24 protein-coding genes are annotated in these 25,534 nt (G+C 69.8%); 18 read left to right on the forward strand and 6 right to left on the reverse strand.

Translation table 11 applies throughout. From position 1 onward, the window contains the following. Positions 1-23 precede the first annotated feature (23 nt). The 11 genes from rimP to truB all read left to right on the forward strand — a co-directional run bounded on the left by rimP (position 24) and on the right by truB (position 11,396). Positions 24-650: a ribosome maturation factor RimP gene (rimP, locus tag NDR87_RS11320; RefSeq protein ID WP_251911331.1), complete on the forward strand. Its 627-nt coding sequence runs from the start codon at positions 24-26 to the stop codon at positions 648-650. Then, the gene (gene nusA, locus NDR87_RS11325) at positions 647-1,675 is read left to right on the forward strand and encodes a transcription termination factor NusA (RefSeq protein WP_251911333.1); all 1,029 of its coding nucleotides are present in this window, start codon (positions 647-649) and stop codon (positions 1,673-1,675) included. Before rimP ends, nusA begins: the two co-directional genes overlap by 4 nt. Positions 1,676-1,799: 124 nt before the next feature. After that, positions 1,800-2,126: a YlxR family protein gene (locus NDR87_RS11330; protein WP_251911336.1), complete on the forward strand. Its 327-nt coding sequence runs from the start codon at positions 1,800-1,802 to the stop codon at positions 2,124-2,126. A 114-nt stretch (positions 2,127-2,240) separates the two neighbouring features. Next, positions 2,241-5,231, forward strand: coding sequence for a translation initiation factor IF-2 (gene infB, locus NDR87_RS11335; RefSeq protein WP_251911337.1), 2,991 nt, complete (start codon positions 2,241-2,243; stop codon positions 5,229-5,231). Positions 5,232-5,309: 78 nt separating this feature from the next. Next, positions 5,310-5,600, forward strand: coding sequence for a DUF503 domain-containing protein (locus tag NDR87_RS11340; RefSeq protein WP_251911339.1), 291 nt, complete (start codon positions 5,310-5,312; stop codon positions 5,598-5,600). Positions 5,601-5,678: 78 nt separating this feature from the next. Then, positions 5,679-6,122 carry a 30S ribosome-binding factor RbfA gene (gene rbfA / locus NDR87_RS11345; RefSeq protein WP_251911341.1) on the forward strand — a complete coding sequence of 148 codons (444 nt, stop codon included), beginning with the start codon at positions 5,679-5,681 and terminating at the stop codon, positions 6,120-6,122. A gap of 26 nt (positions 6,123-6,148) precedes the next feature. Further along, positions 6,149-7,153, forward strand: coding sequence for a bifunctional oligoribonuclease/PAP phosphatase NrnA (locus NDR87_RS11350; RefSeq protein ID WP_251911343.1), 1,005 nt, complete (start codon positions 6,149-6,151; stop codon positions 7,151-7,153). Between the two features lie 157 nt (positions 7,154-7,310). Continuing rightward, positions 7,311-8,660, forward strand: coding sequence for an MATE family efflux transporter (locus tag NDR87_RS11355; RefSeq protein WP_251911344.1), 1,350 nt, complete (start codon positions 7,311-7,313; stop codon positions 8,658-8,660). 78 nt (positions 8,661-8,738) lie between these two features. After that, positions 8,739-9,698, forward strand: a complete 960-nt coding sequence (locus tag NDR87_RS11360) for a metallophosphoesterase (RefSeq protein WP_251911345.1) — start codon at positions 8,739-8,741, stop codon at positions 9,696-9,698. Between the two features lie 106 nt (positions 9,699-9,804). Next, positions 9,805-10,470 carry a 4'-phosphopantetheinyl transferase Npt gene (npt, locus tag NDR87_RS11365; RefSeq protein ID WP_251911839.1) on the forward strand — a complete coding sequence of 222 codons (666 nt, stop codon included), beginning with the start codon at positions 9,805-9,807 and terminating at the stop codon, positions 10,468-10,470. After that, positions 10,470-11,396 carry a tRNA pseudouridine(55) synthase TruB gene (gene truB / locus NDR87_RS11370; protein ID WP_251911346.1) on the forward strand — a complete coding sequence of 309 codons (927 nt, stop codon included), beginning with the start codon at positions 10,470-10,472 and terminating at the stop codon, positions 11,394-11,396. Before npt ends, truB begins: the two co-directional genes overlap by 1 nt. Before the next feature lie 25 nt (positions 11,397-11,421). Here the strand turns inward: truB and NDR87_RS11375 are convergent, their stop codons facing one another. The 5 genes from NDR87_RS11375 to NDR87_RS11395 all read right to left on the reverse strand — a co-directional run bounded on the left by NDR87_RS11375 (position 11,422) and on the right by NDR87_RS11395 (position 15,360). Beyond that, the gene (locus NDR87_RS11375; RefSeq protein ID WP_251911348.1) at positions 11,422-11,727 is read right to left on the reverse strand and encodes a hypothetical protein; all 306 of its coding nucleotides are present in this window, start codon (positions 11,725-11,727) and stop codon (positions 11,422-11,424) included. A 53-nt stretch (positions 11,728-11,780) separates the two neighbouring features. Next, complete coding sequence (locus NDR87_RS11380) at positions 11,781-13,130, reverse strand: M28 family metallopeptidase (protein ID WP_251911349.1); 1,350 nt, start codon at positions 13,128-13,130, stop codon at positions 11,781-11,783. 97 nt (positions 13,131-13,227) lie between these two features. Beyond that, positions 13,228-13,887, reverse strand: coding sequence for a GntR family transcriptional regulator (locus NDR87_RS11385; RefSeq protein ID WP_251911351.1), 660 nt, complete (start codon positions 13,885-13,887; stop codon positions 13,228-13,230). Continuing rightward, positions 13,874-14,608, reverse strand: a complete 735-nt coding sequence (locus NDR87_RS11390) for a maleate cis-trans isomerase (RefSeq protein ID WP_251911353.1) — start codon at positions 14,606-14,608, stop codon at positions 13,874-13,876. The genes NDR87_RS11385 and NDR87_RS11390 overlap by 14 nt, the downstream gene beginning before the upstream one ends. A gap of 11 nt (positions 14,609-14,619) precedes the next feature. Beyond that, a complete protein-coding gene (locus NDR87_RS11395) occupies positions 14,620-15,360 on the reverse strand; it encodes an Asp/Glu/hydantoin racemase (RefSeq protein WP_251911355.1) in 741 nt (246 codons plus the stop codon). A 145-nt stretch (positions 15,361-15,505) separates the two neighbouring features. Between NDR87_RS11395 and NDR87_RS11400 the strand changes: the two genes are divergently transcribed. Together NDR87_RS11400 and NDR87_RS11405 are read left to right on the forward strand one after the other, a co-directional pair. Continuing rightward, positions 15,506-16,411 carry a D-2-hydroxyacid dehydrogenase gene (locus tag NDR87_RS11400; protein ID WP_286013426.1) on the forward strand — a complete coding sequence of 302 codons (906 nt, stop codon included), beginning with the start codon at positions 15,506-15,508 and terminating at the stop codon, positions 16,409-16,411. Between the two features lie 12 nt (positions 16,412-16,423). Further along, entirely contained in the window at positions 16,424-17,824 is a 1,401-nt protein-coding gene (locus NDR87_RS11405) for an amidase (RefSeq protein ID WP_251911362.1), read from the forward strand. A 3-nt stretch (positions 17,825-17,827) separates the two neighbouring features. On the opposite strand, the gene NDR87_RS11410 is transcribed toward NDR87_RS11405, so the two are convergent. Continuing rightward, the gene (locus NDR87_RS11410) at positions 17,828-18,439 is read right to left on the reverse strand and encodes a GGDEF domain-containing protein (RefSeq protein ID WP_251911365.1); all 612 of its coding nucleotides are present in this window, start codon (positions 18,437-18,439) and stop codon (positions 17,828-17,830) included. A gap of 342 nt (positions 18,440-18,781) precedes the next feature. Here NDR87_RS11410 and NDR87_RS11415 point away from each other — a divergent pair, with 342 nt between their 5' ends. From NDR87_RS11415 to NDR87_RS37710, 5 genes are read left to right on the forward strand one after another with little or no spacing between them, the layout of a single operon-like run. Beyond that, positions 18,782-20,116 carry a cytosine permease gene (locus tag NDR87_RS11415; RefSeq protein ID WP_251911368.1) on the forward strand — a complete coding sequence of 445 codons (1,335 nt, stop codon included), beginning with the start codon at positions 18,782-18,784 and terminating at the stop codon, positions 20,114-20,116. Positions 20,117-20,164: 48 nt separating this feature from the next. Next, positions 20,165-21,730, forward strand: a complete 1,566-nt coding sequence (locus NDR87_RS11420) for a hydantoinase/oxoprolinase family protein (protein WP_251911371.1) — start codon at positions 20,165-20,167, stop codon at positions 21,728-21,730. Further along, positions 21,720-22,814, forward strand: coding sequence for a DUF917 domain-containing protein (locus tag NDR87_RS11425; RefSeq protein WP_251911374.1), 1,095 nt, complete (start codon positions 21,720-21,722; stop codon positions 22,812-22,814). Before NDR87_RS11420 ends, NDR87_RS11425 begins: the two co-directional genes overlap by 11 nt. After that, positions 22,811-23,899 (forward strand): DUF917 domain-containing protein, encoded by a 1,089-nt coding sequence (locus NDR87_RS11430; protein WP_251911377.1) that lies wholly within the window; start codon positions 22,811-22,813, stop codon positions 23,897-23,899. The genes NDR87_RS11425 and NDR87_RS11430 overlap by 4 nt, the downstream gene beginning before the upstream one ends. Then, entirely contained in the window at positions 23,896-25,467 is a 1,572-nt protein-coding gene (locus tag NDR87_RS37710; protein WP_251911379.1) for a PucR family transcriptional regulator, read from the forward strand. The genes NDR87_RS11430 and NDR87_RS37710 overlap by 4 nt, the downstream gene beginning before the upstream one ends. Positions 25,468-25,534 lie beyond the last annotated feature (67 nt).

Genomic DNA, 25,534 nt, shown 5'->3' on the forward strand with positions numbered 1-25,534 from the left:
AACTGAACCAGGAGCCGCCCCATATGCCGATGCCGACCGAGGAAAGGGTGAGCCAGCTTGTTGCTGAGCTCGTCGAGCGCCGAGGATTCGACCTCGAGGGCGTGGCGATAACGGCTGCCGGGCGGTCGCAGGCGCGCGTGCAGGTCGTGGTGGACAGCGATTCCGGGGTGGACCTGGACGAGATCGCGGAGCTGAGTTCGGAAGTCTCCCAGGCGTTCGACGACGCCGGTGATTTCGGCGAGACCGCATATCTGCTCGAGGTCACCACGCCGGGAATCGACCGGCCGTTGACCGCGCCCCGGCATTGGCGCCGCGCCCGCGGCCGCAAGGTGCGCGTCGAATTACGCCCCGGAGCGTCCGCCCCGGAAAACAGTGACCGTTTCGAGGCCAGGGTGGGGGTCGCCACCGACACCGAGGTCGCGCTCGTGCTCGGCGGCAAACGAAAACCCCACCGCGTCACCGTGCCTCTCGCCGATATCGAAAAGGCCGTCGTCCAGGTGGAATTCTCCCCACCCGGCGCGGCGGAGATGGAGCTCGCCGGGGGAGTCGCCCCCGGCCGCCCGGAGCCCGGCGCCGGGGAGTCCGTGGACGTCACAGATGGAGAAACACAGGAACCAGTAGCCGCGTCGACCGAAGGGATCGTGGAATGAACATCGAAATCGAAGCCCTGCGTGCGATAGTCGCCGACAAGGGGATCTCGATGGAGACGGTGATCTCCGCGATCGAGTCCGCGCTGCTGACCGCCTATCGGCACACCGAGGGCCATCAGCCCAACGCGCGCATCGACATCAACCAGAAGACCGGCGTGGTGCGGGTGATGGCCCGCGAACTCGACGCCGACGGCAACGTGATCTCCGAATGGGACGACACCCCGGAGGGTTTCGGCCGCATCGCGGCCACCACCGCCCGCCAGGTCGTGCTGCAGCGGCTGCGCGATGCGGAGAACGAGAAGTCCTTCGGCGAATTCTCCACGCACGAGGGCGATATCGTCGGCGGCGTCGTGCAGCGCGACGCCCGCATGAACGCCCGCGGCACGGTCGTGGTGCGCATCGGTAGCGAGGCGCACGGCGCGGAGGGACTCATCCCGCCCGCCGAGCAGGTGCCCGGGGAGAGTTACGAGCACGGCGACCGGATCAAGTGTTACGTCGTGGGCGTCTCGCGCGGCCCGCGCGGTCCGCAGATCACGCTCTCGCGCACACATCCGAATCTGGTGCGCCGCCTGTTCGCGCTCGAGGTGCCCGAAATCGCCGACGGCTCGGTCGAAATCGTCGCGGTGGCCCGGGAGGCCGGACATCGCTCCAAGATCGCCGTGCGGACGAATGTGCCGGGCGTGAACGCCAAGGGCGCGTGCATCGGGCCCATGGGCCAGCGCGTGCGCAACGTGATGAGCGAGCTGGCGGGCGAGAAGATCGACATCATCGACTACGCCGACGATCCGGCCACCTTCGTCGGGAATGCCCTGAGCCCCTCGAAGGTTGTCTCGGTGACGATCGTGGATCCGGAGGCGCGCGCGGCGCGCGTGGTGGTCCCCGACTTCCAGCTCTCCCTGGCCATCGGCAAGGAAGGTCAGAACGCACGGCTCGCGGCGCGGCTGACCGGCTGGCGCATCGACATCCGTTCCGACGCGGCCCCCGATGTAGCGGGTTCGATGCGGACCGAGGCGCATAGGGGTTAGCGCGCCGGGAAAACCTGCCGGGAGGCCGGTTTGTGCTGGTAGAAAACGGCTCGCCCCCCGCGCGAGGTGGCGGCAGGATGACATGTTGGTAACTAACAAGAGGGCTGGATGCGGAGATCGGGACATGGCAGCGGTAGAGTGGTGTCAGGCTCAGCGCGAGTCTTCGACCTCTCCGCGCTCCGGACCCGTTCGGACGTGCGTCGGATGTCGGAAACGCGAGCTGGCCGCCGATCTGTTGCGGGTCGTGGCGCTGTCGTCGCAAGACGGTGTTGCGGTCGTTCCCGATCCGCGGCACAGACTGCCCGGAAGGGGTGCCTGGTTGCACCCCTCTTCGGTCTGTCTGAGCGCGGCAGTTCGGCGCCGAGCGTTCGGCAGAGCGCTAAGAGTGTCCGGAAAACTGGATATCTCAGCCCTGGAGCACTACGTGGAGAACAGGCACGAGCACTCATGAGCACACCGTGATGAAGTACCAGCGATGATCGGCCATCGAAGATAACCGGAGGTCGTGCGGGTTTACCGTCCCACTCGGACGGATGCCACGCTCGACCTCTCAGTGAGGAGAGCAGTGGCAGGCAAGGCCCGCGTGCACGAGTTGGCAAAAGAACTCGGTGTCACGAGCAAGGAACTACTCGCAACGCTCAAGGAGCAGGGCGAGTTCGTGAAGTCGGCGTCGTCGACGGTGGAGGCCCCCGTCGCCCGTCGGCTTCGGGAATCGTTCGCCTCGAAGTCCGCCCCGGCGAACGGCAGCAAGACATCCGCGAAGCCCGGTCAGAACCAGGCGCGCCCCGCGGCCAAGCCCGCGTCCGGCGCGACGCCCGGTCCTCGTCCCGGCCCGCGTAACCCCGCACCCAGCCCGGCGCAGGCCAAGCCCGCGACCCCGGCTGCGCAGACCCCGGCCGAGGCGGCTCCCGCCGCCCGGTCCGAGGCCCCGGCCCGGCCCGAGTCCTCGGGTGTGAAGCCCGGACCCGCGGTCAAGCCCGGCCCGGCCCCCAAGCCCGGTGCGCCGCGTCCGGCCGCGCCGTCCCCGGCCGCGCAGGGTCAGCCCGATCAGCAGCGTCCGGCGTCCGGTGGCCCGCGCCCCGGCCAGCAGCAGCGTTCGGGCGGTCAGTCCCACTCCGGCCCGCGTCCGGGCGGCGGCCCCCGTCCCGGCCCCAAGGCGCCGCGGGTGGGCAACAACCCGTATTCCTCTTCCCCGGCTCCGGAGCGTGAGCGTCCGGCGCCGCGCCCGGCCCCCGGTCAGGGCGGTCCGCGTCCGGGTCCGTCGCAGGGCGGCCCCCGACCGACGCCGGGTCCGCGTCCCGGCCCGAGCCAGGGCGGTCCGCGTCCGGCCGCCGCACAGGGTGGCGGCCCGCGTCCGGGCGGCCCGCGGCCGAGCCCGGGCTCGATGCCCCCGCGGCCCAATCCGGGTGCGATGCCGCAGCGTGCGGCGCGTCCGGGCCCGTCCGGCGGTGGTCGTCCGGGTCGCCCGGGCGGCGCTCCCGGCGCCGGTCGTCCCGGTGGCGGCGGTGGCGGCAACTACCGCGGTGGCGGTGGCGGCGCTCCCGGCGGCGGCGCCGGTGCGGGTGCTCCCGCGGCCGGTGGCTTCCGGGGTCGTCCCGGCGGTGGCGGCGGTCGTCCCGGTGGTCCGGGCGGTCGCGGCGGTGCCGCGGGCGCGTTCGGCCGCCCCGGTGGCGCGCCCCGCAAGGGCCGCAAGTCCAAGCGGCAGAAGCGGCAAGAGTACGACTCGATGCAGGCCCCGAGCGTCGGCGGTGTGCGGCTCCCGCGCGGCAACGGCGAGATCATTCGCCTGGCCCGCGGCGCCTCGCTGTCGGACTTCGCCGAGAAGATCAACGCCAACCCGGCCTCGCTGGTGCAGGTGCTGTTCAACCTCGGCGAGATGGTGACCGCCACCCAGTCGGTGAACGACGAGATCTTCGAGCTGCTCGGCTCGGAGATGAATTACGTCGTGCACGTGGTCTCGCCCGAGGACGAGGACCGCGAGCTGCTGGAGAGCTTCGACCTCACCTACGGCGAGGACGACGGTGACGAGTCCGATCTGCAGGTCCGCCCGCCGGTGGTGACCGTCATGGGTCACGTCGACCACGGTAAGACCCGACTGCTGGACACCATCCGCAAGGCCAACGTCCGCGAGGGCGAGGCCGGTGGCATCACCCAGCACATCGGCGCCTATCAGGTGCAGACCCATGTGGGCGAGGACGACCGCCTGATCACCTTCATCGACACCCCGGGTCACGAGGCGTTCACCGCCATGCGTGCCCGTGGTGCCAAGGCCACCGACATCGCGATCCTCGTGGTCGCCGCCGACGACGGCGTCATGCCGCAGACGGTGGAGGCCATCAACCACGCGCAGGCCGCGGACGTGCCGATCGTGGTGGCGGTCAACAAGATCGACAAGGAAGGCGCGAACCCGGAGAAGATCCGTCAGCAGCTGACCGAGTACAACCTGGTCGCCGAGGAGTACGGCGGCGACACCATGTTCGTCGACATCTCGGCCAAGCAGGGCACCAATATCGACCAGCTGCTCGAGGCGGTCATTCTCACCGCGGACGCGGCGCTGGACCTGCGGGCCAACCCGGATATGGACGCCCAGGGTGTCGCCATCGAGGCGCATCTGGACCGCGGCCGCGGTCCGGTGGCGACCGTGCTGGTGCAGCGCGGCACGCTGCGGGTCGGCGACTCGGTGGTGGCGGGCGACGCCTACGGCCGCGTGCGCCGCATGGTCGACGAGCACGGCGCGGACGTCGAAGAGGCGCTGCCGTCGCGTCCGGTCCAGGTCATCGGCTTCACGTCGGTGCCCGGCGCCGGTGACAACCTGCTCGTCGTCGAGGAGGACCGCATCGCCCGGCAGATCGCCGACCGGCGCAACGCGCGCAAGCGCAACGCCCTGGCCGCGCGCAGCCGCAAGCGGATCAGCCTGGAAGATCTGGATGCCGCTCTGAAGGAGACCTCGGAGCTGAACCTGATCCTCAAGGGCGACAACTCCGGTACGGTCGAGGCGCTCGAGGAGGCCCTGCTGGGCATCGAGGTCGGCGACGAGGTCCGGCTGCGGGTCATCGACCGCGGTGTCGGTGGCGTCACCGAGACCAACGTCAACCTGGCCTCGGCGTCGAACGCGATCATCATCGGGTTCAACGTCCGGGCCGAGGGCAAGGCGACCGAGCTCGCCAACCGCGAGGGCGTGGACATCCGGTACTACTCGGTGATCTACCAGGCCATCGACGAGATCGAGAAGGCCCTCAAGGGCATGCTCAAGCCGATCTACGAGGAGGTCGAGCTGGGTCGCGCCGAGATCCGCGCGATCTTCCGTTCCTCGAAGTTCGGCAATATCGCCGGCTGCATGATCACCTCCGGGTCGGTCAAGCGCAACGCCAAGGCCCGCCTGCTCCGCGACAACGTGGTGGTCGCCGATACGACGATCCAGTCGTTGCGCCGCGAGAAGGACGACGCCATGGAGGTCCGCGAGGGCTTCGAATGCGGTATGACGTTGGGCTACAACGACATCAAGGAAGGCGACGTCATCGAGGCCTACGAGCTTCGCGAGAAGCCGCGGGACTGATGTGCCGAAAGGTGTGCCGGGTGAGGGATATTCACCCGGCACACCTGAGGCGTCGCCGAATCATCAAGAGGTGAGCCGTTGTTCGTCGGAGCATTGGAGTTCGACATCCTGCTCGGCGATGTGCATTCGTTGAAGGAGAAGCGCTCGGTGGTCCGGCCCATCCTGGCCGAACTGCAGCGCTTCGGGGTGTGCGCGGCCGAGGGCGGGGAACACGACCGATATCGGCGCACACTGCTGGGCGTGGCCATGGTCAGCTCCGGGATGGGACATCTCACAGAGGTGCTGGACCGATGTGAACGCCACGTCGCGGCGCGTCCGGAGTTACAGTTGCTGGCAGTGCGCCGCCGCGTCTTCGGACCCGAAGACTGAACCGTCAGCACGGCGGCGGGAGGCCCGGGCCTCGCGCCCGATCTCGCCGCCGTAGAGCAAGAGTGAGGAGGGTCGGCCATGGTGGACCAGGCCAGAGCACGCCGACTCGCGAAGCGGATCGTTTCCATCGTGGGCAACGCGATCGAATACGAGATCAAGGATCCGCGGCTGCGTTTCGTGACCATCACCGACGCCAAGGTGACCGGCGACCTGCGAGAAGCGACCGTGTACTACACGGTGATGGGCGAGTCGTTGGCCGCCGACCCGGATTTCGAGGGCGCCGCGGCGGGACTGGAGAAGGCCAAGGGCGTGCTGCGTTCCAAGGTCGGCGCCGCCACCGGCATCAAGTTCACCCCCACCCTCGCCTTCGTCCTGGACACCGTCCCGGACGCGGCGCGGCAGATGGAGGAACTGCTGGCCAAGGCCCGCGCGGTAGACGAGCGGGTGGCCCAGGTCGCGGCCAACGCCACGCACGCCGGTGAGGCGGATCCGTACAAGACCGACCGCGACGAGGACGACTGACCGTCCGTGGTCACGATGGACTGGCGATGACTGCAGTTACCCCGGCGGCGGAGCTCGCCGCGGTCGTGGAGGTGCTGGCCGCCGCGCGGTCGGCGACCGTGTTGTGTCATGTGCAGCCCGACGCCGACACCATCGGCAGCGGTCTGGCGCTGGCGCAGGTGCTGTCCCGGCGTGGCGTGCCGGTGCGGGTGTCCTTCGCCGAGCCCGCCGAACTGCCCGCGTCCATGCGGTCGCTGCCCGGTATCGAGTATCTGGTGCCGCCCGCCGAGGTGCCGCCCGAGGTCGACGTGCTGGTGGCGGTCGACTGCGGCAGCGTGGGGCGGCTGGGTGCGCTGGCCGATCGGATCGGCGGCGCGGCGACCACGCTGGTGCTCGACCACCACCGGTCCAACACCAGGTTCGGGACGATCAATCTGATCGACGATACGGCCGAGTCGACGACCAGCCTGCTGGCCCGGGTGTTCGACGCCTGGGGCGAGCCGATCGACCGCCCGGTGGCGCACTGTCTGTTCGCCGGGCTGGTCACCGATACCGGGTGTTTCCGCTGGGCCGGACCCGGCACCCATCGACTTGCCGAACGATTGCTGGCTACCGGTATCGATGGCGCGGGGATTACCCGCACGCTCATGGACACCCATCCCTTCGGCTGGCTGCCCATGCTGTCGCGGGTCCTCGCCACCGCCTGCCTCGAGCCCACCGCGGCCGGGGGCGCCGGCCTGGTCTACGCCTTCGTGCGCCGCGCCGATCTCGACGGCCTGCGCTCGGAGGAGGTCGAGAGCGTCATCGACGTCATCCGGACCACGGCCGAGGCGGGAATCGCGGCCGTATTCAAGGAATCGCGTGCCGCCCCGGAGCAGTGGACGGTCTCGCTGCGCTCCCGCGACAGCGGGGTCGGCACCGACGACGGTGTGGATGTCGCGGAGGTCGCGACGCGGCTGGGCGGGGGCGGACATCGCTACGCGGCCGGGTACACGACGGCGGGGACGCCGGAGGATCTGGTGGCGGCGCTGCTGGCGCAACTGCGCGCCTGAACGGTTCGGCGCCGTCGCCGCATGCGCACGTCCCGTCCCGGACGGCGCTCGATGCTGTGTGATTGCTTGCGGGCGGTTCGTCCGCTAATCGTCCTATGTTTGTCGGTGCCGTATGCGATGGTGATCGCGACGATCCGACGACGGACGGGAGGGACGCGTGAGTGGGGTGGTGACGGTCGACGCGGGTCGGGTGGGGCCGCGGCGGATTCTTGGGATCGCGATTCCGACGCTGGGGGTGCTTGTCGCGGAACCGATCTATCTGTTGTTCGATATGGCCGTCGTGGGGCGGTTGGGGGCGTTGGCGTTGGCGGGGTTGGCCGTCGGGGGGTTGATTCTCACCCAGGTCAGTTCCCAGCTGACGTTCCTGAGTTACGGCACGACGGCGCGGTCTGCTCGGCGACACGGTGCGGGGGATCATCGCGGGGCGGTGGCCGAAGGGGTACAGGCGAGTTGGGTGGCCATCGGGGTGGGGACCCTGATCGTCGTGGCGCTGCAGGTGTTCGCGGGGCCGATCGCGCGGGTGTTGGCGGGTGGGACCGACATTGCCGACGAGGCGCTGCTGTGGGTGCGCATCGCGTCGTTCGGAGTGCCGTTGATATTGCTGACCATGGCGGGCAACGGATGGTTGCGTGGGGTGCAGCAGACGCGCCAGCCGTTGACGTATGTGGTTGTGGGGCTGGCGATTTCGGGGGTGCTGTGCCCGACCCTGGTGCACGGCCTGTGCGGGGCGCCGCGGATGGGGCTGGCCGGTTCGGCAGTGGCGAATCTGGTGGGGCAGGTGGTGTCGGCGGGGTTGTTCCTGAACGCGCTGGTGCGGCAGCGGGTTTCGCTCGCGCCGCGGTGGCCGGTGATCCGCGCGCAATTGGTGCTGAGCCGGGACCTGATCGTGCGGTCGCTGTCGTTCCAGGTGTGCACGATATCCGCCGTCGCGGTGGCCGCGCGGTTCGGCGCGGCCTCGGTCGCGGCGAATCAACTGGTCATGCAGCTGTGGTCCTTCCTCGCCCTGGCGCTCGACGCGCTCGCGATCGCGGCGCAGACGCTGACCGGGGCCGCGCTCGGGGCGGGTGACGCGCCGGGGGCGCAACGGCTGGCGCGGCGGGTCACGGTGTGGTCGACGGTGTTCTCGGTCGTGCTGGCGGTCGTGCTCGCGGCCGGATACGAGGTGATCCCGCGATTGTTCACCGACGATCCCGGTGTGCTGGAGCGAATGCACGCGGTCTGGTGGATCTTCATCGCCCTGCTGCCCGTCGGCGGTGTCGTGTTCGCCCTGGACGGGGTGCTGCTCGGGGCGGGCGACGTGGCATATCTGCGCACCACCACCATGGGGTCGGCGCTGCTCGGTTTCCTCCCGCTGATCTGGCTGTCGCTGGCGCTGGACTGGGGTATCGCCGGGCTCTGGTGCGGTCTGAGCGCCTTCATGGTGTTGCGACTCGTGGCGGTGAGTGTGCGGGCGCTGTCGGGGCGCTGGGCGCGGGTGGGGGCCGAGGTGCCTCGGTTGGCCGCATGATCGGTGGGCGTGGGAATCTGGAATCGGGTGCCGCGGTTGCCTCCGAGGTCGCGGTCGACTAGCAGAGAGGTAGTCCGGGTGGTTCCGAAGCTGATGGCGGTGAGCGATATCCACGTGGGGCACCAGGGCAACAAGCCCGTGGTGGAGGGGATACACCCGGACTCGCCCGAGGACTGGCTGATCGTCGCCGGTGATGTGGGGGAGCGTTCCGACGACATCCGATGGGCGCTGAAGACGCTGCGGGAGAGATTCGCCACGGTCATCTGGGTGCCCGGTAATCACGAGCTGTGGACCACGGCCAAGGATCCGGTGCAGATGCACGGGGCCGCGCGCTACGACTACCTGGTAGCGATGTGCCGGGACCTCGACGTGCTCACGCCCGAGGATCCGTTCCCGGTCTGGACGGGTGCGGGCGCCGAGGCGTACGGGGGCGGGGTGACCCTGGCGCCGATGTTCGTGCTCTACGACTACTCTTGGCGACCCGAGGGCACCACGACCAAGGCCGAGGCGCTGAACGTGGCCCGCGAACGCAATGTGGTCGCCACCGACGAATTCCTGCTCTCACCGGATCCGTACGTGACCCGCGACGCCTGGTGTCATGCCCGGGTGCAGTACACCAAGCGGCGGCTGGACGCGCTCGAGCCGGAGACGCCGCTGGTGCTGATCAACCATTTCCCGCTGGTGCGCGAGGCGACCCGGATGCTGTTCTATCCGGAATTCGCGCTGTGGTGCGGCACCGATCTGACGGCGGACTGGCACACCAGCTACAACGTCGTCTGCTCGGTCTACGGCCATCTGCACATCCCGCGCACCACCTACTACGACGGGGTCCGCTTCGAGGAGGTCTCCCTCGGCTACCCCCGCGAATGGCAACGCCGCGGCCTGCCCGACAAGCTGCTGCGCCAGATCCTGCCCGCCCCCGAATATGGTCCGGGCGACCTCAACGAATGGGGCGGCCACTTCAAGATCACCCCGGAAATGCGCGCTGCCGCAGCCGAAATGCGCCGCCTGGCCGACAAGCGCCGCGGCCTGGCCTGAGGTGGGCGGGCCCGGACGCCCGGTTCGAGAGCTCCGATAGGCTCGGGATGGCAAGCAGGGATCGAGTCAGGAGGCGGTCATCGAACAGCGGGCTGGCGCCGCGCGGATCATCGGCAGGATTCTGCCCGAGGGTGTGGCCGCGGCCGAGTTGCTGGAATATCCGGAGGGGCTGAAGCCGCATCCGGGTGAGGAGCATCTCATCGCGAAGGCCGTGGAGAAGCGGCGGCGTGACTTCATCGGCGCCCGGTACTGCGCGCGGTTGGCGCTGGAGCAGCTGGGCGAGCCGCCGGTGGCGATCGGCAAGGGGGAGCGGGGGATGCCGCTGTTCCCGCGCGGGGTGGTCGGCAGCCTCACCCACTGCGCCGGATATCAGGCCGCCGCGCTGGCGCATCGGCTGCGCTGGCGCTCGATCGGTATCGATGCCGAACCGCACGACACCCTGCCCGAGGGGGTGCTGGAGTCGGTGAGCCTGGCGCCCGAGCGGGACTGGTTACGGGCCGCGATTCCGGAGGTCGGGCTGCATCTGGATCGTCTGCTGTTCTGCGCCAAGGAGGCCACCTACAAGGCGTGGTTCCCATTGACGTTGCGTTGGCTGGGTTTCGAGGACGCGCACATCACCTTCACCGTCGACGACAGCGGTTGCGGAGGAACCTTCCACAGCGAACTGCTGATACCCGGACGGACCAATGACGGGGGCGCGCCGCTGACCTCGTTCGACGGCCGCTGGCTGATCAGCGACGGGCTGATCCTGACCGCGATCGCGCACGGCTGATGGGCGAGACGCGGACCCCGCTGGTGGATGCCCTGGGCGGGCTGCTGGTGGTGGACAAGGACGGCGGGTGGACCAGTCACGATGTGGTGGCCCGATGCCGAAAGCTGTTGCGCACCAAGAAGATCGGGCACGCCGGAACGCTGGATCCGATGGCCACCGGGGTGCTGGTGCTCGGTGTGGAGCGGGCCACCAAGATGCTCGGGCTGCTCAGCCTCACCACGAAGTCCTACACCGCCACCATCCGGCTGGGGCAGTCGACCATCACCGACGACGCCGAGGGCGAAGCGGTCGCGACCACCGCCGCCGGACATCTCGACGATGCCGAAATCACCTCGGGCATAGCCGAATTGACCGGCGATATCCAGCAGGTGCCGGCCACCGTGAGCGCCATCAAGGTCAACGGCGAGCGCGCCTACGCGCGGGCGCGCGCCGGGGAGGACGTACAGCTGGCCGCCCGGCCGGTGACCGTGAGTCGCTTCGACGTGCTCGCCCGCCGCGATATCGACACCGGCACAACCACCTTCGTGGACCTGGACGTCGAGGTGGACTGCTCCTCGGGCACCTACATCCGAGCCCTGGCCCGCGACCTCGGCGAAAAGCTCGGCGTGGGCGGCCATCTCACCGCCCTGCGCCGCACCCGGGTGGGCCCGTTCACCCTCGAGCACGCCCGCACCCTCGACCAGCTCGCCGAGGAGCCGGCCCTGAACCTCGACATCGATGCGGCCGCCGCACTGGCCTTCCCGCACCGGGAGATCACCGAGGCCGAGGCGAATTCGCTGCGCGATGGCCGCTGGCTCGACCCGATCGGCATACAGGGCGTGCACGCCGCTCGCACCGCCGACGGCAAAACCATTGCGCTGCTGGAGGAGAAGGGCAAGCGCTCCTCCCCGGTCTTCGTCGTCCGTCCCCGCGGCCTGATCGACTGACGCGGGGCGACGACGGCGACCCGGGCTAGCAGATGACGATGTCGCTGCCGGGGAGCGTCCTGCACAGCATGCCGGACGAGAGGCTGTCGAAGGATCCCGTGCCCGGCATGGTGCTGCCGACCTCGTGCGCCGACGGAGCGACCTGATCGGATGGGGCCGGTTCCAGGGTGATCTGTGCCGTCGCCGGTGCGGCGGCGATGGCCACCGCCGTCGCGCCCGCGGCGATCGCTGCGAACGTAATCCGCTTGATGGACAATGCTTTCCCTTCGCTGTGAGCTTGCGGGATCACCCTATTCGGCGGGCGCGCATCCGAAACGACGGCATTTTCCATGCCCCCGGTTCCGCGGTATCGCTCACTCGCATTCCGGCGTGCCGGCGCCGGGATCAAGCGGTGGTGCGCGGTGGTGTGCGCCCGGCGGTGCTGGCGACGATGCGCACCGCCGCGCGGCTCAGCGGTACGAGGCCGTCGGCATCGATCTTGTCCATGGTGTCGCGGGAATCGAAGAGATACATCGGCGCGCTGAGGAATTGGACCAGCGGGACGCCCGCGCGATGGAACAGCGCGCCATCGGTCGGTGGCTCCGGAAAGAACGCGTCGGGGGCGAACACCAGTGAACGGCGCAGGCGCTCGGCGGTGATCGCGTCGAGCACCACCCCGGCGAATTCGGGGCTGGTGAACCACCATCGGACCTCCGGATCGGGGGTGGGGACGAGTTCGCCGTTCTCCGGGCGGCAGTGCAGGGCCGCGTGTTCCAGATGCAGCTCCAGCACCACCTCGGGCAGCAGGTCCGCGCGGTGGCGTTCGACGAAGGCTCGGGTACCGGCATGGTGGGTCATATGACCGGCGGTGAGCAGGAACAGCAGGTTGTGCGGCCGCCGCGATCGCGGTACCCGTGCCCAATGGGCGGCCGCCGCCAGTACCAGTGCGATGCCGGAGGCGTCCTCGACGGCCGACGCCCAGGGGGCATCGTGATGTGATCCGACGACGACCCAGTGGTCGGAGTTGCCGGGCAGGGTGGCGACCACATTGGCGCTGGTTGCCGCGCGCACCTCGGATCGCGCGGTGAGCAGCCCCGTGCACGGACCCTCGGCCATCAGGCCGAGTAGCCGCAGGGAATCCGAGCGGGACAGCCACAGGCCCGGAATCGGCCGCCGCACCGTGTCGTAGGGGACGTAGTAATCGCGGGTGTCCCAGGGGAATCCGGTGGTCGCGCCGAGGTAGCCACCGGCCCCGGCGGCCATGGCGGGTTCGGCCACCTGCTGCATGCGTGGGGTGAAGGGCAGTGTCTGGGTGAGGGTGTCGAATTCGCGGTCCGGATCGTATGCGCCGAGCGCCGTATCGCGGAGCGCGGCCTGCGGCAGCTCGACCAGACCGATCTCGTCGACGGCGAGAAATCCGGGGGCAGCGTCGATGTCGTCGGTCAGGCGGGCCAACGGGCCGGTCGTGCCGGAGGTCGGCGCGGTGAACGGCAGCGGAAATCCGCGCAGGGCGACCTGCCGGCTCGGATCACGGTCCAGCCGGGCCAGCAGCGACGCCTCGCCCGGATACCAGGCGGGCACCTCCACCGGTTCCGTGCGGACCTCGAGACCCCACTCGCGCAACCGCCGCGCGGCCCAATCCCGGACGGCCGCGTCGGCCGGATAGCCGGGCCGCCGAATGCCCTGGGCCACAATGGTTTCGATCCAGGACAGCATCTCCTCCGCAGACGGCAGGCCGTCGAAATCGTCCGACATACCGGTCACTCCACTCGCTCGGCGGTAACACCAGGGCGTGCCGATCGGCAAGCAGCGCCGATTCGCACACTACGGGCGAAATCCGGCGATCGCGCGACTAGGGTCGGGCGCGCAGCCGGTCCACCGCGTCGCGCATATGCTCGACCAGCAGTTTGCGCGCGCGGGCGGGAGCGCCCGCGCCGATGGCCTCGCGCAGCTCCACATGCTCCTGCGCCTGATCGCGCACATCGGCATAGGTCGTCTCCAGCGCGCCCAGGCACATCCGCGTCTCGATGAACAGGGTGCGTGCGGCGCGGATCAGCCGCGGGCTGCCCGCGCTCTCCACCAGCGCCTCGTGGAAGGCCTGGTCGGCGTCGGAAACCCCGGCGGCGTCGCCGCTCGCGGCGCTGGCGAGCATGGCCGAGACGCTGGGTTCCAATGCGGTGTAGGCGATTTCGCGGCGGCCGTCCAGGATCAACTCGAGCGCGCCGCCCTCGAGCGCGGTACGGGCCCGGTACACGTCCACGACGTCGTCGAGGGACAGTTCGATGACGAAGATGCCCCGATGGCGAATGCTGTGCAGCAGCCCCTCCGACACCAGCCGCTGCATGGCCTCGCGCACCGGCCCGCGCGAGACGTCGAACCGCGCGGCCAGATCCGCCTCCACCAGCTGCGCGCCCGGGGCCAGCGCACCGCGCATGATCGCGGTGCGCAGGCGGTCGGCGATCATCTCCGCCGTCGACTGCCGGTTCACCGGCTCGAATTCAATGACCGGCATGGGTCAGCCTTTCCGAGAACAGCCTGCCGAGGTACGGCTCGCCGCCCGGCGGATGTCCCGCCAGGCGAATCCCCTCCCAAATGGTGACCTGGTTCGCGGTGAGCACCGGCTTGCCCAGCGCCGCCTCCAGTTCCGGCAGCACCTCGATCGTGTGCATGGCGGTATCGGGAATCAGCAGCGCCTCGGCATCCGGATGATCGTTCGCGAGGGCCAGTTCGCGCACCTGGGCCGGGGTGAGCGTGCCCACCTCGGCCGCGGTATCGATTCCCGCGCTGGACAGTGATACAACCCGGATGCCCTCGTGGGCAAGGAACTCGACGAACAGCGTGGCGACCGCGTCGGGATAACTGGCGCAGACCGCGACCGCGGACACCCCGAGCGCCCGCGCGGCGTGGACGAAGGCGAAGCTGGTAGTCGACGCCGGGACCCCGGCCGCCGCGGCCAGTCCGCGCTCCTGCTCGCGCGCGCCGTCGGCCCCGAATACGAAACTGCCCGAGGTGCAGGCCCACACCACCGCGCTCGGCCGATGCGGCGCAAGCAGTTCCGCGCCGCGGCGTAGCCGGGCGGGACTGCCCAGATCGAGTAGTTCGGGCACGGCGTGCAGATCGGTCCCGTAGATGTGGGCGACCCGCAGATCGACGTCCAGCAGCGCCGCGGCGCGCGGATAGTCGTCCTCGGCCGCGTGGTCGGGATAGATGAAACCGATCGTCGGAGTTGCCATGCGCGCTCCCTTCAAAAGACGTCCCGGAGCCAGCGCCCCGGCCCCATCATGGGCAGTTTCATCCGGCCCAGGCACGCCCACATGGTGAGCTGATTCGCGGTGAGCACCGGCTTGCCGAGCGCCTGTTCCAGCGGTTCGACCACGTCGTAGGTCGGCAGATTGGTGCAGCTGACGAAGATGGCCTGCGAGCGCGGATCGTCGGCATTGAGGATTCGCTCGGCGATGGTGCGATAGCCGACCTTCCAGATGCCCCCGCCCAAACCCAAATGGTCCGAACGAATCACCGCGCACCCGGCCTCGGCCAGGAACTCGTGCAACTTGCCGGTGAGGATCCCGTCGTAGGGGGTGATCACCGACAGCCGCGTCAACTTCAGCGCGTGAATCGCCTCCACCAGCGCACCCGAGGTCGTGACCGCGTCGCGAGCCCCCGCGTGCCGGATGGTGTCACACAGCGATTTCTCGTAGGCCAGCCCCTTGATGAAGCTGCCCGAGGTGCACAGATAGGCGATGACCTCCGGCTCGACGTGCAGCACATTGCGCGTGGCCGCCGTGAGATGCGTTGCGTCGGAGACCAGTTCGGCCATCTCCAGCGATACCGGTACCGGCTCGTAGGGGGTGCGCGCGAGATGCAGGCTCACCTCCAGCGGCGCCCAGCGCCACAGTTCCCGCTCCAGGGCCAGGTCGAAGGGCGCGATGATGCCGATACCCCGCTGGGCGACCGGGCCGTCGATACCGGGAAAGTTCAAGTCCACGAGGGCCCCTCTCGCGTCAGCCGGGTAATCCTCCGCACACGATCGGATTGTTGACAATCATACGATGCGTTCATAATGTGTCAATGTGGTTGAGGGCCCCCTAGTCACCGTACTGCACGATGGCACCAGGCCCGATGCGGAGCTCATGCGCCCGGTGGCCGAGCGTGCCACGATTCGCCACGCCACCGACGCCGAGCTCGCCGCGGCGTTGCGTGGTGCCGACGTGCTGTTCCTCTACGACTTCATGAGCACGGCCGTCCCCGGCGCCTGGTACGCGGCCGACCGGCTGCGCTGGGTGCATGTGGGGGCGACCGGAGTCGACGCGGTGATGTTCGCGGAATTGATCGACAGCGATGTCGTCGTCACCAATACCCGCGGCGTATTCGACGGTCCCATCGCCGAATACGTCCTCGCCCAGATCCTCGAATTCGCCAAGGATCTGCCCGAATCGCTGCGGTTGCAGCAGCGGCACGTCTGGCGGCACCGGGAGTCCGAGCGGGTCGCGGGCGCGTCGGTGCTGATCGTCGGGACCGGGCCGATCGGCCGCGCCATCGCCCGGCTGCTGCGCGCGGTCGGCATGCGGGTGCGCGGGCTCGGGCGCACCGCCCGCACCGGCGATCCCGATTTCGGCGTGGTCGGCACCGATCTGCACGCGGAACTGCCCGCGGCCGACTATGTGGTCGCGGTCGCGCCGCTCACCCCGCGCACCCGGCATCTGTTCGACGCACGCGCCTTCGCCGCGATGAAACCACACGCCCGTTTCATCAATGTCGGTCGTGGGGAACTAGTAGTGACAGACGATCTCGTCGCCGCGCTGCGCACCGGCTCGCTGGCCGGGGCGGCGCTCGATGTCGTCGATCCCGAGCCGCTGCCCGTGGGCCACGCGCTGTGGGATCTGCCCAATGTCCATCTCACGCCCCACAATTCCGGCGACTTCCGCGGCTGGCGCGACGAGATCGTCACCGCGTTCGCGGACAACTTCCGGAAGTGGATCGACGGCCGACCACTGGACAACGTGGTCGACAAGCGGCTGGGTTACGTACCCGGCTGAAGGGAGTCAGCTATGGCCCACCCCGATACCGGCACACCCACCGAGCCCGCGGAGATGACCGCGGTCGAACTGGTCACGGCCTATTCCGCCGGCACGCTGTCGCCGGTCGAGGCGACCCGCTCGGTGCTCGACGCCATCGCCGAGCGCGACGGCGAACTGAACGCCTACTGCCTGGTCGATCCGGAGCGGGCGCTGGTGCAGGCCAAGGAGTCCGAGGCGCGCTGGCATTCCGGTCACGTGCAGGGGTTGCTGGACGGGGTGCCGATCTCGATCAAGGACATCTTCCTCACCGAGGGCTGGCCCACCCGCCGCGGCTCGCTCTGCATCGAACCGGACGTGCCCTGGCCGCTGGACAGTCCGGTCACCGCGCGGCTGCGCGAGGACGGGATGGTGTTCCTGGGCAAGACGACCACGCCCGAGCTGGCCTGGAAGGCGGTGACCGACAGCCCGCTGACCGGCATCACCCGCAATCCCGCCGATCCGTCCAGGACTCCCGGTGGTTCCTCGGGCGGCAGCGCGGCGGCGGTCGCGGCTGGGATGGGTCCGGTCTCGGTCGGCACCGACGGCGGTGGCAGCGTGCGGATTCCGGCGTCGTTCTGCGGCATCGTCGGATTCAAACCGACGCACGGGCGCATCCCGCTGTATCCCGCGAGCCCGTTCGGCCCGCTCGCGCACGCCGGGCCGATGACGCGCACGGTCGAGGACGCGGCGCTGCTGATGGACATCCTCTCGCTGCCCGATCCGCGCGATCCGACCGCGCTCGCGCCGACGCCGACGACGTTTCGCGGGCAGTTGCAGCGCGATCTGCGGGGCCTGACGGTCGCGTACTCGGCGACGCTCGGGTATGTCGACGTCGATCCGGAGGTGGCGGCGGTCGTCGCGGCGGCGGTGGGGCGGCTCGACGCGGCGGGTCTGCGGGTGCTGGCCGCCGATCCGGGTTTCCGCGATCCGCTGGTGGCCTTCGAGCGGCTGTGGGCGGCCGGGGCGGCGGCGATGCTGTCGAAATTCCCGGCGGGCACCCGCGATCGGGTCGATCCGGGGCTCGGGGAGGTCTGGGATCACGGGCAGTCCCTCGGCGCCGTGGACTATCTCGACGCGCGCGCGGTCGCCGCCGAGATCGGCATCGTGATGGGCGCCTTCCACACCGCCCACGACGTGCTGATCACCCCGACCGTGCCGATCCCCGCATTCGAGGCGGGGCACGACGTGCCGCCCGGCAGCGGGCTGCGCGGCTGGCCGCAGTGGACGCCGTTCACCTACCCCTTCAACCTGACCCAGCAGCCCGCCATCAGCATTCCGGTCGGCGTCACCGCGGCCGGGCTGCCGGTGGGCATGCAGATCGTGGGCCCGCGCCACTCCGACGATCTGGTGCTGGCGCTGGCCCGGTTCGCCGAAGCCGTGCTGGCGGACTGAGTTTCAGGCGGTGTGCAGGGCGAAGGGGTGCACCACTCGATCGAAGGTCCACCCCTGCCCGTCGCCGCCGATGCAGCTCTGGGCGCGGCCGTTGCGCTTGGCCGCCAGCAGCGCCGCGTCCGCGGCCAGCAGCAGGCCCTCCAGCCGGGCGTCGGAGCCGAGGCTGGCCACGCCGACCGATACCGACAGCCCGGTCAGGGTGGTCTCGCCGTCGCGGGCGCTGACCGTGCGCAGCCGCGCCGAATTCAGCTGGACGTTGAGGCTGCGGGCGACCGCGAGCGCATCGTCGGCCGTGGTGCCCGGCATCAGTACCAGGAATTCGTCGCCGCCGTAGCGGGCCACCAGATCGGTGTGCCGGGTCACCGCGCGCAGAATGCCCGCGACCTGGCGTAATGCGTTGTCCCCGGCCAGATGTCCGTGCTCGTCGTTGATCAGCTTGAACCGGTCGAGGTCGGCGATCAGCAGGGTGATCGGTTCCCGTTCCGCCCCGGCCAGCGCCCGGTCCGCGTGGTGATGCCAGGTGCGGCGGTCGAGCAGTCCGGTCAACCAGTCCAATCCCTGCTGCCCGACCGGTGTCCCGCAGGTGGGACAGCACGGACATTCGGCACGCAGCACGCCGCGATCATCCCCCGCGCGACGTACGTGACGGCCGCGAAGCAACCCCCTGAACACGGCAGTTCCCCCTTCCCAATTCGGTGAGCACGACCACAGCTGACCAGACCGTAAAGAGCCCGGGGGCGAGCGTCTACGTGCGGACTGCACAGCCGATGTGCGCGGATCGAGCGACTGGCACAAACGACAAGAGGTCATCGAAAGTTTCGCCCCCCGTTGGCCCTTGGTTCTGGGCCGGATGCACACGCCGGTGTCGCGAACCGTGCCGATCGCACATGACACGCGTGCTCGAACCTCAGTAGCATGCGAATCCCGCTACGCTACAACGGAAATCAGGGGGAAAGCATGACCGCAGCCCCGGTCGGGCACGACGACTACGCACTGTCTCGGGTCCCGCGATCGGCCCGCTATCCGTGGCTTTCGGTGGCCACGCAGCGATTCGGGCAGATCTCGGGTCTGAGTCAGTTCCTACTCGGCGCCACGCTGGGGTTCGGATTGCCGTTCTGGCAAGCGTTTCTGGCATTCACGCTGGGAGCCGTTGTGCTCGAGGCGGTTTCCATCGCGGTCGGCATCATCGGGCAGCGTGAGGGGTTGTCCACGTCGGTGTTGAGCCGCTGGACGGGATTCGGCCAGGGCGGTTCGGCGGTGGTGGCGCTGGTCATCGGATTCAGTGCCATGGGCTGGTTCGGGGTGCAGTCCCAGCTCGCGGGCAAGAGCCTGGCGAAGATTCTCGGCGGGTTGCCGGTGTGGGGCTGGTCGATGCTGTTCGGCCTGCTGGTCACCCTGATCGTGACCTACGGATTCCGGTGGATGGCTTGGACCGCCTACATCACCGTCCCGGCCTTCCTGCTGCTGGCCGGGGTGTCGGTGGTGGTCGAGCTGAGCCGCCACGATCTGGGGCAGCTGCTCACCGATGCCGCGCCCGGGCCGCAGCTGAGCCTGGTGCAGGCCGTCACGCTGGTCGCCGGGCAGTTCATGGTGGGCGCGGTCATCACCCCGGACATGACCCGGTTCAACCGCACACCCGGTGACGTGGTCAAGCAGACCATCGTGGGAATCACACTCGGCGAGTGGGTGATCGGTTCGGTCGGTGTGCTGCTGGCACACGCCCTGCGCAGCAAAGACGTTGCCACCATTGTCACCTCGTCGACCGGCTGGGTGGGCGTGATCGTGATCGTGGTCGCCGCGCTCAAGGTCAACGACTGGAATCTGTACGTATCCTCCTTGGGCCTGGCCAATTTCGTGAAGACGGTGTTCGGCTACCGGGTGCACCGCGCGTGGGTGTCGATCGTGGTCGGCGTGATCGGCAGTGCGCTGGGGGCGGCCGGGATCCTCTCCCGCTACACCGATTTCCTCAATCTGCTCGCGGTCGCGTTTCCGCCGATTCCGGCCATCATGGTCGCGGAGTACTTCGTGGCGCGCCGATGGCGCTCGCAGCTGTCGGACGCCGGTACGGGTGTGCCCCCGACCTCGCCGATGTGGGTGCCCGCCACGCTGGTGATCTGGTTGGCGGCCGCGCTGTTCGGCAAATTCGTGAAGTTCGGCCTGCCCAGTGTGAACGCGCTGGTGGCCGCCTTCGTGCTCTACCTGCTGGCCGACCGGATCGGACTGCTGCGCGGCTTCGGCGTGCACCGCACCGCTTCGGAGGAGACCAATGTGGCTCGGCAGCAAAGGGTTTGACCCATCAACGAGTCGACCCCGCCGCGCCGGCTCCCGTACGCTGATCGCATGCGTATTGGCATCGACGTCGGCGGGACGAACACCGACGCCGTCCTGATGGACGGCGCCCGGGTCGTTTCCACCGTGAAGACGCCGACGACCGAGGACGTCACCTCCGGAATCATGACCGCGCTCGGTGAACTGGAGAAGAACTCCGGGGTGAATCCCGCCGACGTGCGGGCGGTGATGATCGGAACGACGCATTTCATCAACGCGCTCGTGGAGGCCAACCGGCTCGCGCCGACCGCGGCCCTGCGGCTGGGGCTCCCGGCCACCGCCGCGCTGCCGCCCATGGTGGACTGGCCGGAGTCGCTGGTGCGGGCGGTGGCCGGGCGGCCGTATCTGTGCCACGGCGGATTCGAGTACGACGGCCAGACCATCTCGGATCTGGACGAGAACGAGATCCGCTCGGCCGCCCGCGACATGCTCGACCGCGGCGTGCGCAGCGTGGCGATCTCCTCGGTGTTCTCGCCGGTCAGCGCGGAACACGAGACGCGCGCCGCGCAGATCATCGCCGCCGAGGCGCCCGGCATGGTGGTCAGCCTCTCGCACGAGATCGGGCGGCTCGGCCTGCTGCAGCGGGAGAACGCCACCATCATCAATGCCGCGCTGGTCGAGATGGCCGCGCAGATCGTGGACGGACTCGCCGCCGCGGTGCGCGCGGCGGGGGTGACCGCGCCGCTGTATCTGAGCCAGAACGACGGCACGCTGATGGAGATCCACTACGCCAGAAAGTATCCCGTCGCCACCTTCGCCTCCGGGCCGACCAATTCGATGCGCGGGGCCGCGTTCCTGTCCGGGCTCGCCGACTGCGTGGTGGTCGATGTGGGCGGCACGACGACCGATGTCGGTGTGCTGCAACGCGGTTTCCCGCGCGAGGCGGCCACGGAGGTGGTCGTCGCCGGGGTGCGCACCAATTTCCGCATGCCCGATGTGATCTCGCTCGGCCTCGGCGGCGGCTCGCTGGTGCGCGAATCCGATTCCCTCGGCATCGATGTCGGGCCGGACAGCGTCGGCTATCGGCTCACCGACACCGCGCTGGTCTTCGGCGGCGATGTGCTCACCGCGACCGATATCGGCGTGGCCGCGGGCGTGCTCGACCTCGGCGACGCCGCCCGCGTCCGGCATCTGTCCGGGGATTTCGTCAAGCGGGCGCTGGCCACCATCGAGACCAAGATCAGCCAGGTGATCGACCGCATGCGGACCTCGCGCGAACTGCCCCCGGTCGTGGTGGTCGGCGGCGGCGAATTCCTGGTGCCGGACACCCTCGACGGTGTCGACGGGGTGCATCGCACCGAACATTTCGCCGTCGCCAATGCGATCGGGGCGGCCATCGCCCAGATCGGCGGCGAGGTGGATCGCATCTATCCGCTGGCGCCCGGACGCCGCGAGGCCGTGCTCGATGCCGCCAAACAGGAGGCCGTGGATCGCGCGGTCGCGGGCGGCGCCGATCCGGATCATGTGGAAATCGTGGATGTGGACGAGGTACCGATCGCCTATCTGCCCGGCAACGCGACCCGGATCAGGGTCAAGGCGGTGGGCGACCTACTGCTGACGAGTCGCCGTGGGACGTGAACTGAGAGAAGAGGATCTACCCGACCTCGCCCGCGGCGCCGCGCTGCTGGGCACCGGCGGCGGAGGAGATCCCTACCTGGGACGGATGCTGGTGCAGCAGGAGTACCGGCGCGGGCGCACGGTCGAGCTCATCGATCCGGAGGAGATCGCCGGGGACGCCCTGGTGATCCCGACCGCCGGAATGGGCGCGCCGACCGTGCGGATCGAGAAGCTGCCGCGCGGCACCGAGGCCGCGCTGGCGCTGCGGACGCTGGAACGACATCTCGGCCGCCGCGCCGACGCCACCATGCCGATCGAATGCGGCGGTTCCAATTCCATGGTGCCGCTGCTGGTCGGCGCGCAGCTCGGGCTGCCGGTGGTGGATGCCGACGGCATGGGCCGCGCCTTCCCCGAACTGCAGATGCTGACCTTCGGTGTGTACGGAATCCACGGCTCGCCCATGGCCTTCAGCGGCGCGCACGACGAGCACGGGATCATCGACACCGGCACCGACAACCTCCGGCTGGAGCGGCTCGCGCGCGGGGTGACGGTGCAGCTGGGCGGGACGGCGAATATCGCGCACTACTCCATGACCGGAGCGGATGTGCGCCGCACCGCCATTCGCAACACGCTCACCCTCGCTCTGCGGGTCGGGCGCTGCCTGCGCGAGAGCCGGGAGTGCCATCGCGATCCGTTCCAGGCGCTGACCGCATTGTTCAAGGAGACCAGCTACGGCCACGGCGCACCGGTGTTCACCGGCCGCATCGTGGACGTGGAACGCCGCACGGTCGGCGGATTCGCGCGCGGCCGGGCGCTGATCCGGGCCTTCGCCGACGAGTCGACGCTGGAACTGTCCTTCCAGAACGAACATCTGCTCGCCCGCGTCGACGGCCGGGTGCGGGTCATGGTCCCCGACCTCATCACCGTGCTCAACGCCGAGACCGCCGAGCCGATCACCACCGAGGCGTTGCGCTTCGGCCAACGCGTCACGATCTACGCGATCGCCGCGCCGCCGATCATGCGCACCCCCGAGGCGCTGGCCGTATTCGGCCCGCGCGCATTCGGTTTCGATCTCGACTTCCAACCGGTCGAGGAACTGGCGTGATCGTCGACAAGCTCGGCGCCGAGGACGTCGACGCCCTGCAGCGCGGGGCCAGTCTGCTCGGTTCCGGCGGCGGTGGTGACACGCATCTGAGCGCGCTGTGGCTCGGTCAGGAGCTGGCGGGCGGGGCCGAGGTCGGCCTGCTCGATATCGACGAGCTCGAGCAGGGCTGGGTGCTGGGCATGTGCGCATTCGGCTCGACCGCCTCGGTCGCCATCGAAAAGCTGCCCGCGGGAGACGAACTGCGCCGCTGCGTGGCCACGGCCGAACATCAGCTCGGCATCGACGTGGATGCCATCGCGGTGGTGGAGATCGGCGGCAGCAATGCGCTGATGCCGTTCATCGCGGCCGCGCAGACCGGTAAACCGGTGGTGGACGGCGATCTGATGGGTCGGGCGTTCTCCCGGCTGGATCAGACCGTCGTCGCCGCCGACGAGCTCACCGGCGCGTGGGTGACCGCGGAGGCGCGCGGTGCGGCCGTGATCGTCGACGGCGTGGACGCCCGCACGGCCGAGCGCGTGCTGCGCGGTGCGCTCACCGGCCTGGGCGGCTGGGCGGTGCTGGCGTATCCGCCGATCTCGGCGCAGATGTATCGGCGGGTCGCCCTGCCCGGCACGGTGACCGATGCCATCGATCTGGGGCGGCGGCACCGATCGGGCGTGGCGGCGGGCGACGACGGCGACGCGCTGGCGGACCGGCTGGGCGGTGACTTCCTGGGTCAGGGCACGGTGCTCGAGGTGCATCGGTACGACGGCGAGGGATTCGCCCGCGGCAGCGTCGCCGTGCGGACCGTGGACGGGCGGCGGGTGCTGCGGATCGAAATGCAGAACGAATATTCGATGGTGCTGCGCGACGGCGAGGTGGTGGCCACCGTCCCGGACGTGATCTGCCTGCTCGACGCGCACAGCCTGCGGCCGATCCAGACCGGTCAGGTGCGGCGCGGACACGAGGTGGCGATCATCGTGCTGCCGGTGCCCGACCGGCTGTGGCATCCGGAGGTGCTGCCCCGCCTGGCGCCGCGCGCGCACGGTGTGGACGCGGATCCGGTTCGGACGCATCTGAATCGACGGAGGAGGCTCATGCTGTGAAGGCAACACCCGGCCCCGTGTCGCTGCGTCAGTTGGTGACTCATCCGGCGCTGGCCGGGGCGCGCCTGGTCGGCGGTCCGGTCCTGGACGGCGTGGTGCGGCGCGTGCACGTGCGGTCCGGTGTCGATGCCTCGGGGCTCGGCGACGGGGATCTGCTCGTGGTCGCCGGGCTCGGCGACTCCACCGGATGGCAGGTCGAGGCGGGCATCCGCCGCTGTGCGTTGGCCGGGGTCGCCGCGCTGGTGCTGCCGGGCGGGGCGCGGGGGCCGCTGGCCACCAGTGTGCTGCTCGCGGAGCGGCTGTCGCTGCCGCTGCTGCTGCTGTCGGAGTCTGCCAGCCCGCACGACGCGGCATTGCGTCTGGCACAGCTGATTTCGACGCCCGAGGTGGTGCGTTCGGAATTCGTGCTCGATTTCCTGCGCCGCATTCACGGCCGGGCCGACAGCCTGCAGGCGGTGACCAAGGCCGCGACCGAGGTGCTGCAGGCGCCGGTGAGCGCGCTGGGGCCCGACGGTGAGCTGGTGCACGGCGACCATTCCCCGGCGGAGTTCCGTCGGGATCTGACGTTGCCGCAGGTCGTTGCGGAGGGGGAGACGACGTTCGTGGTCCATCCGGTCAGCGCGAATTCCGCGCCGCTGTGGATGGCCGCCGCGCTGTCGCGGCCCGCCCCGGCGATGGTCGAGATCGCCCAGGCCGTCCTCGCCACCGCGGAGCCGTGGGTGCTGGCCTGGCTGGCGACCCAGCGCCTGGACGCCGAGCGCGACGCCCGCGCCCGGACCACGCTGCTGTCGGATCTGCTGCGGTTGCGCGAGGAGGCGGGCCCGGTGCCGCGGCATCGGGCCGCCATTCTGGGGTGGCGGCTGGACGGCTGGCATATCGGTGTCTATGTGCGCAGGCTCAACGAGTCGCCCTACGACAATCTCGGCGACCGCGACGAGGTGCTGCGGGCCCTGGTGGACGGCGGCATCAGCGGCCCGCTGGTCGAGCAGTCCGACGGCTGGGTCGCCTGGCACACCACCAAGGACGAGCCGTCGCCGCAGGAGGTCGACGAGCTGCTGGGCTCGGTGCGAAAGTCGTTGGCGCGGTTGGGCTCCCGGATGGAGGTCGCGGCGGGCGTGGGGCGTGGCCATCCCGGTATCGGCGGGCTGGCCCGCACGGTGGACGAGGCGCGCGAGGCCGCGCTGTCCATCGACCCGACCATCGTGGAGGTCACCCAGGACACCGGCACCCGGGTCGCGCACATCGACACCCTCGGCGTGGGGCGGCTGGTGCGGGCCTGGACTCGCTCGCGCTCGGCGCGGGCGCTGGCCAGCACGCTGCTCGCCCCGCTCGCCGATCAGGAACTGCTGCTCACCACGCTCGACGTCTATCTCGAACACGAGTCCTCGGTGGTGGCCACGGCCGCCGCACTCGGCCTGCATCGCAACACCGTTGCCGACCGCATCGCCCGATCCCAGAAGATCCTCGGCGTCAACCTGCGCGACCCCGAGGACCGGCTGGCGGTCGAACTGGCCTGCCGCACATTGCGTCCCAGGGTTCGCAGGGTGCATCAGGCCTCGGTCGTCTGAGCTGGATCACCCGGCTCGTATCGTTGTGAGCGAATCCGGCACGGTTCGTCGCCCAGCGCTACGGATT

The organism is Nocardia sp. CDC159, assembly GCF_023740735.1.
In the GTDB taxonomy this organism is placed as follows: domain Bacteria; phylum Actinomycetota; class Actinomycetes; order Mycobacteriales; family Mycobacteriaceae; genus Nocardia; species Nocardia pulmonis.

Excerpts from the sequence above, each read along its gene's own strand:
- NDR87_RS11405 (WP_251911362.1), top strand. The coding sequence starts at position 16,424 with ATGGCCCACCCCGATACCGGCACACCCACCGAGCCCGCGGAGATGACC.
- NDR87_RS11380 (WP_251911349.1), bottom strand. The coding sequence starts at position 13,130 with ATGTCGGACGATTTCGACGGCCTGCCGTCTGCGGAGGAGATGCTGTCC.
- rimP (WP_251911331.1), top strand. The coding sequence starts at position 24 with ATGCCGATGCCGACCGAGGAAAGGGTGAGCCAGCTTGTTGCTGAGCTC.
- nusA (WP_251911333.1), top strand. The coding sequence starts at position 647 with ATGAACATCGAAATCGAAGCCCTGCGTGCGATAGTCGCCGACAAGGGG.
- NDR87_RS11420 (WP_251911371.1), top strand. The coding sequence starts at position 20,165 with ATGCGTATTGGCATCGACGTCGGCGGGACGAACACCGACGCCGTCCTG.
- NDR87_RS11415 (WP_251911368.1), top strand. The coding sequence starts at position 18,782 with ATGACCGCAGCCCCGGTCGGGCACGACGACTACGCACTGTCTCGGGTC.
- truB (WP_251911346.1), top strand. The coding sequence starts at position 10,470 with ATGGGCGAGACGCGGACCCCGCTGGTGGATGCCCTGGGCGGGCTGCTG.
- NDR87_RS11400 (WP_286013426.1), top strand. The coding sequence starts at position 15,506 with ATGCGCCCGGTGGCCGAGCGTGCCACGATTCGCCACGCCACCGACGCC.
- NDR87_RS11385 (WP_251911351.1), bottom strand. The coding sequence starts at position 13,887 with ATGCCGGTCATTGAATTCGAGCCGGTGAACCGGCAGTCGACGGCGGAG.
- NDR87_RS11330 (WP_251911336.1), top strand. The coding sequence starts at position 1,800 with ATGGCAGCGGTAGAGTGGTGTCAGGCTCAGCGCGAGTCTTCGACCTCT.
- NDR87_RS11390 (WP_251911353.1), bottom strand. The coding sequence starts at position 14,608 with ATGGCAACTCCGACGATCGGTTTCATCTATCCCGACCACGCGGCCGAG.
- NDR87_RS11350 (WP_251911343.1), top strand. The coding sequence starts at position 6,149 with ATGACTGCAGTTACCCCGGCGGCGGAGCTCGCCGCGGTCGTGGAGGTG.
- NDR87_RS11375 (WP_251911348.1), bottom strand. The coding sequence starts at position 11,727 with ATGGAAAATGCCGTCGTTTCGGATGCGCGCCCGCCGAATAGGGTGATC.
- rbfA (WP_251911341.1), top strand. The coding sequence starts at position 5,679 with ATGGTGGACCAGGCCAGAGCACGCCGACTCGCGAAGCGGATCGTTTCC.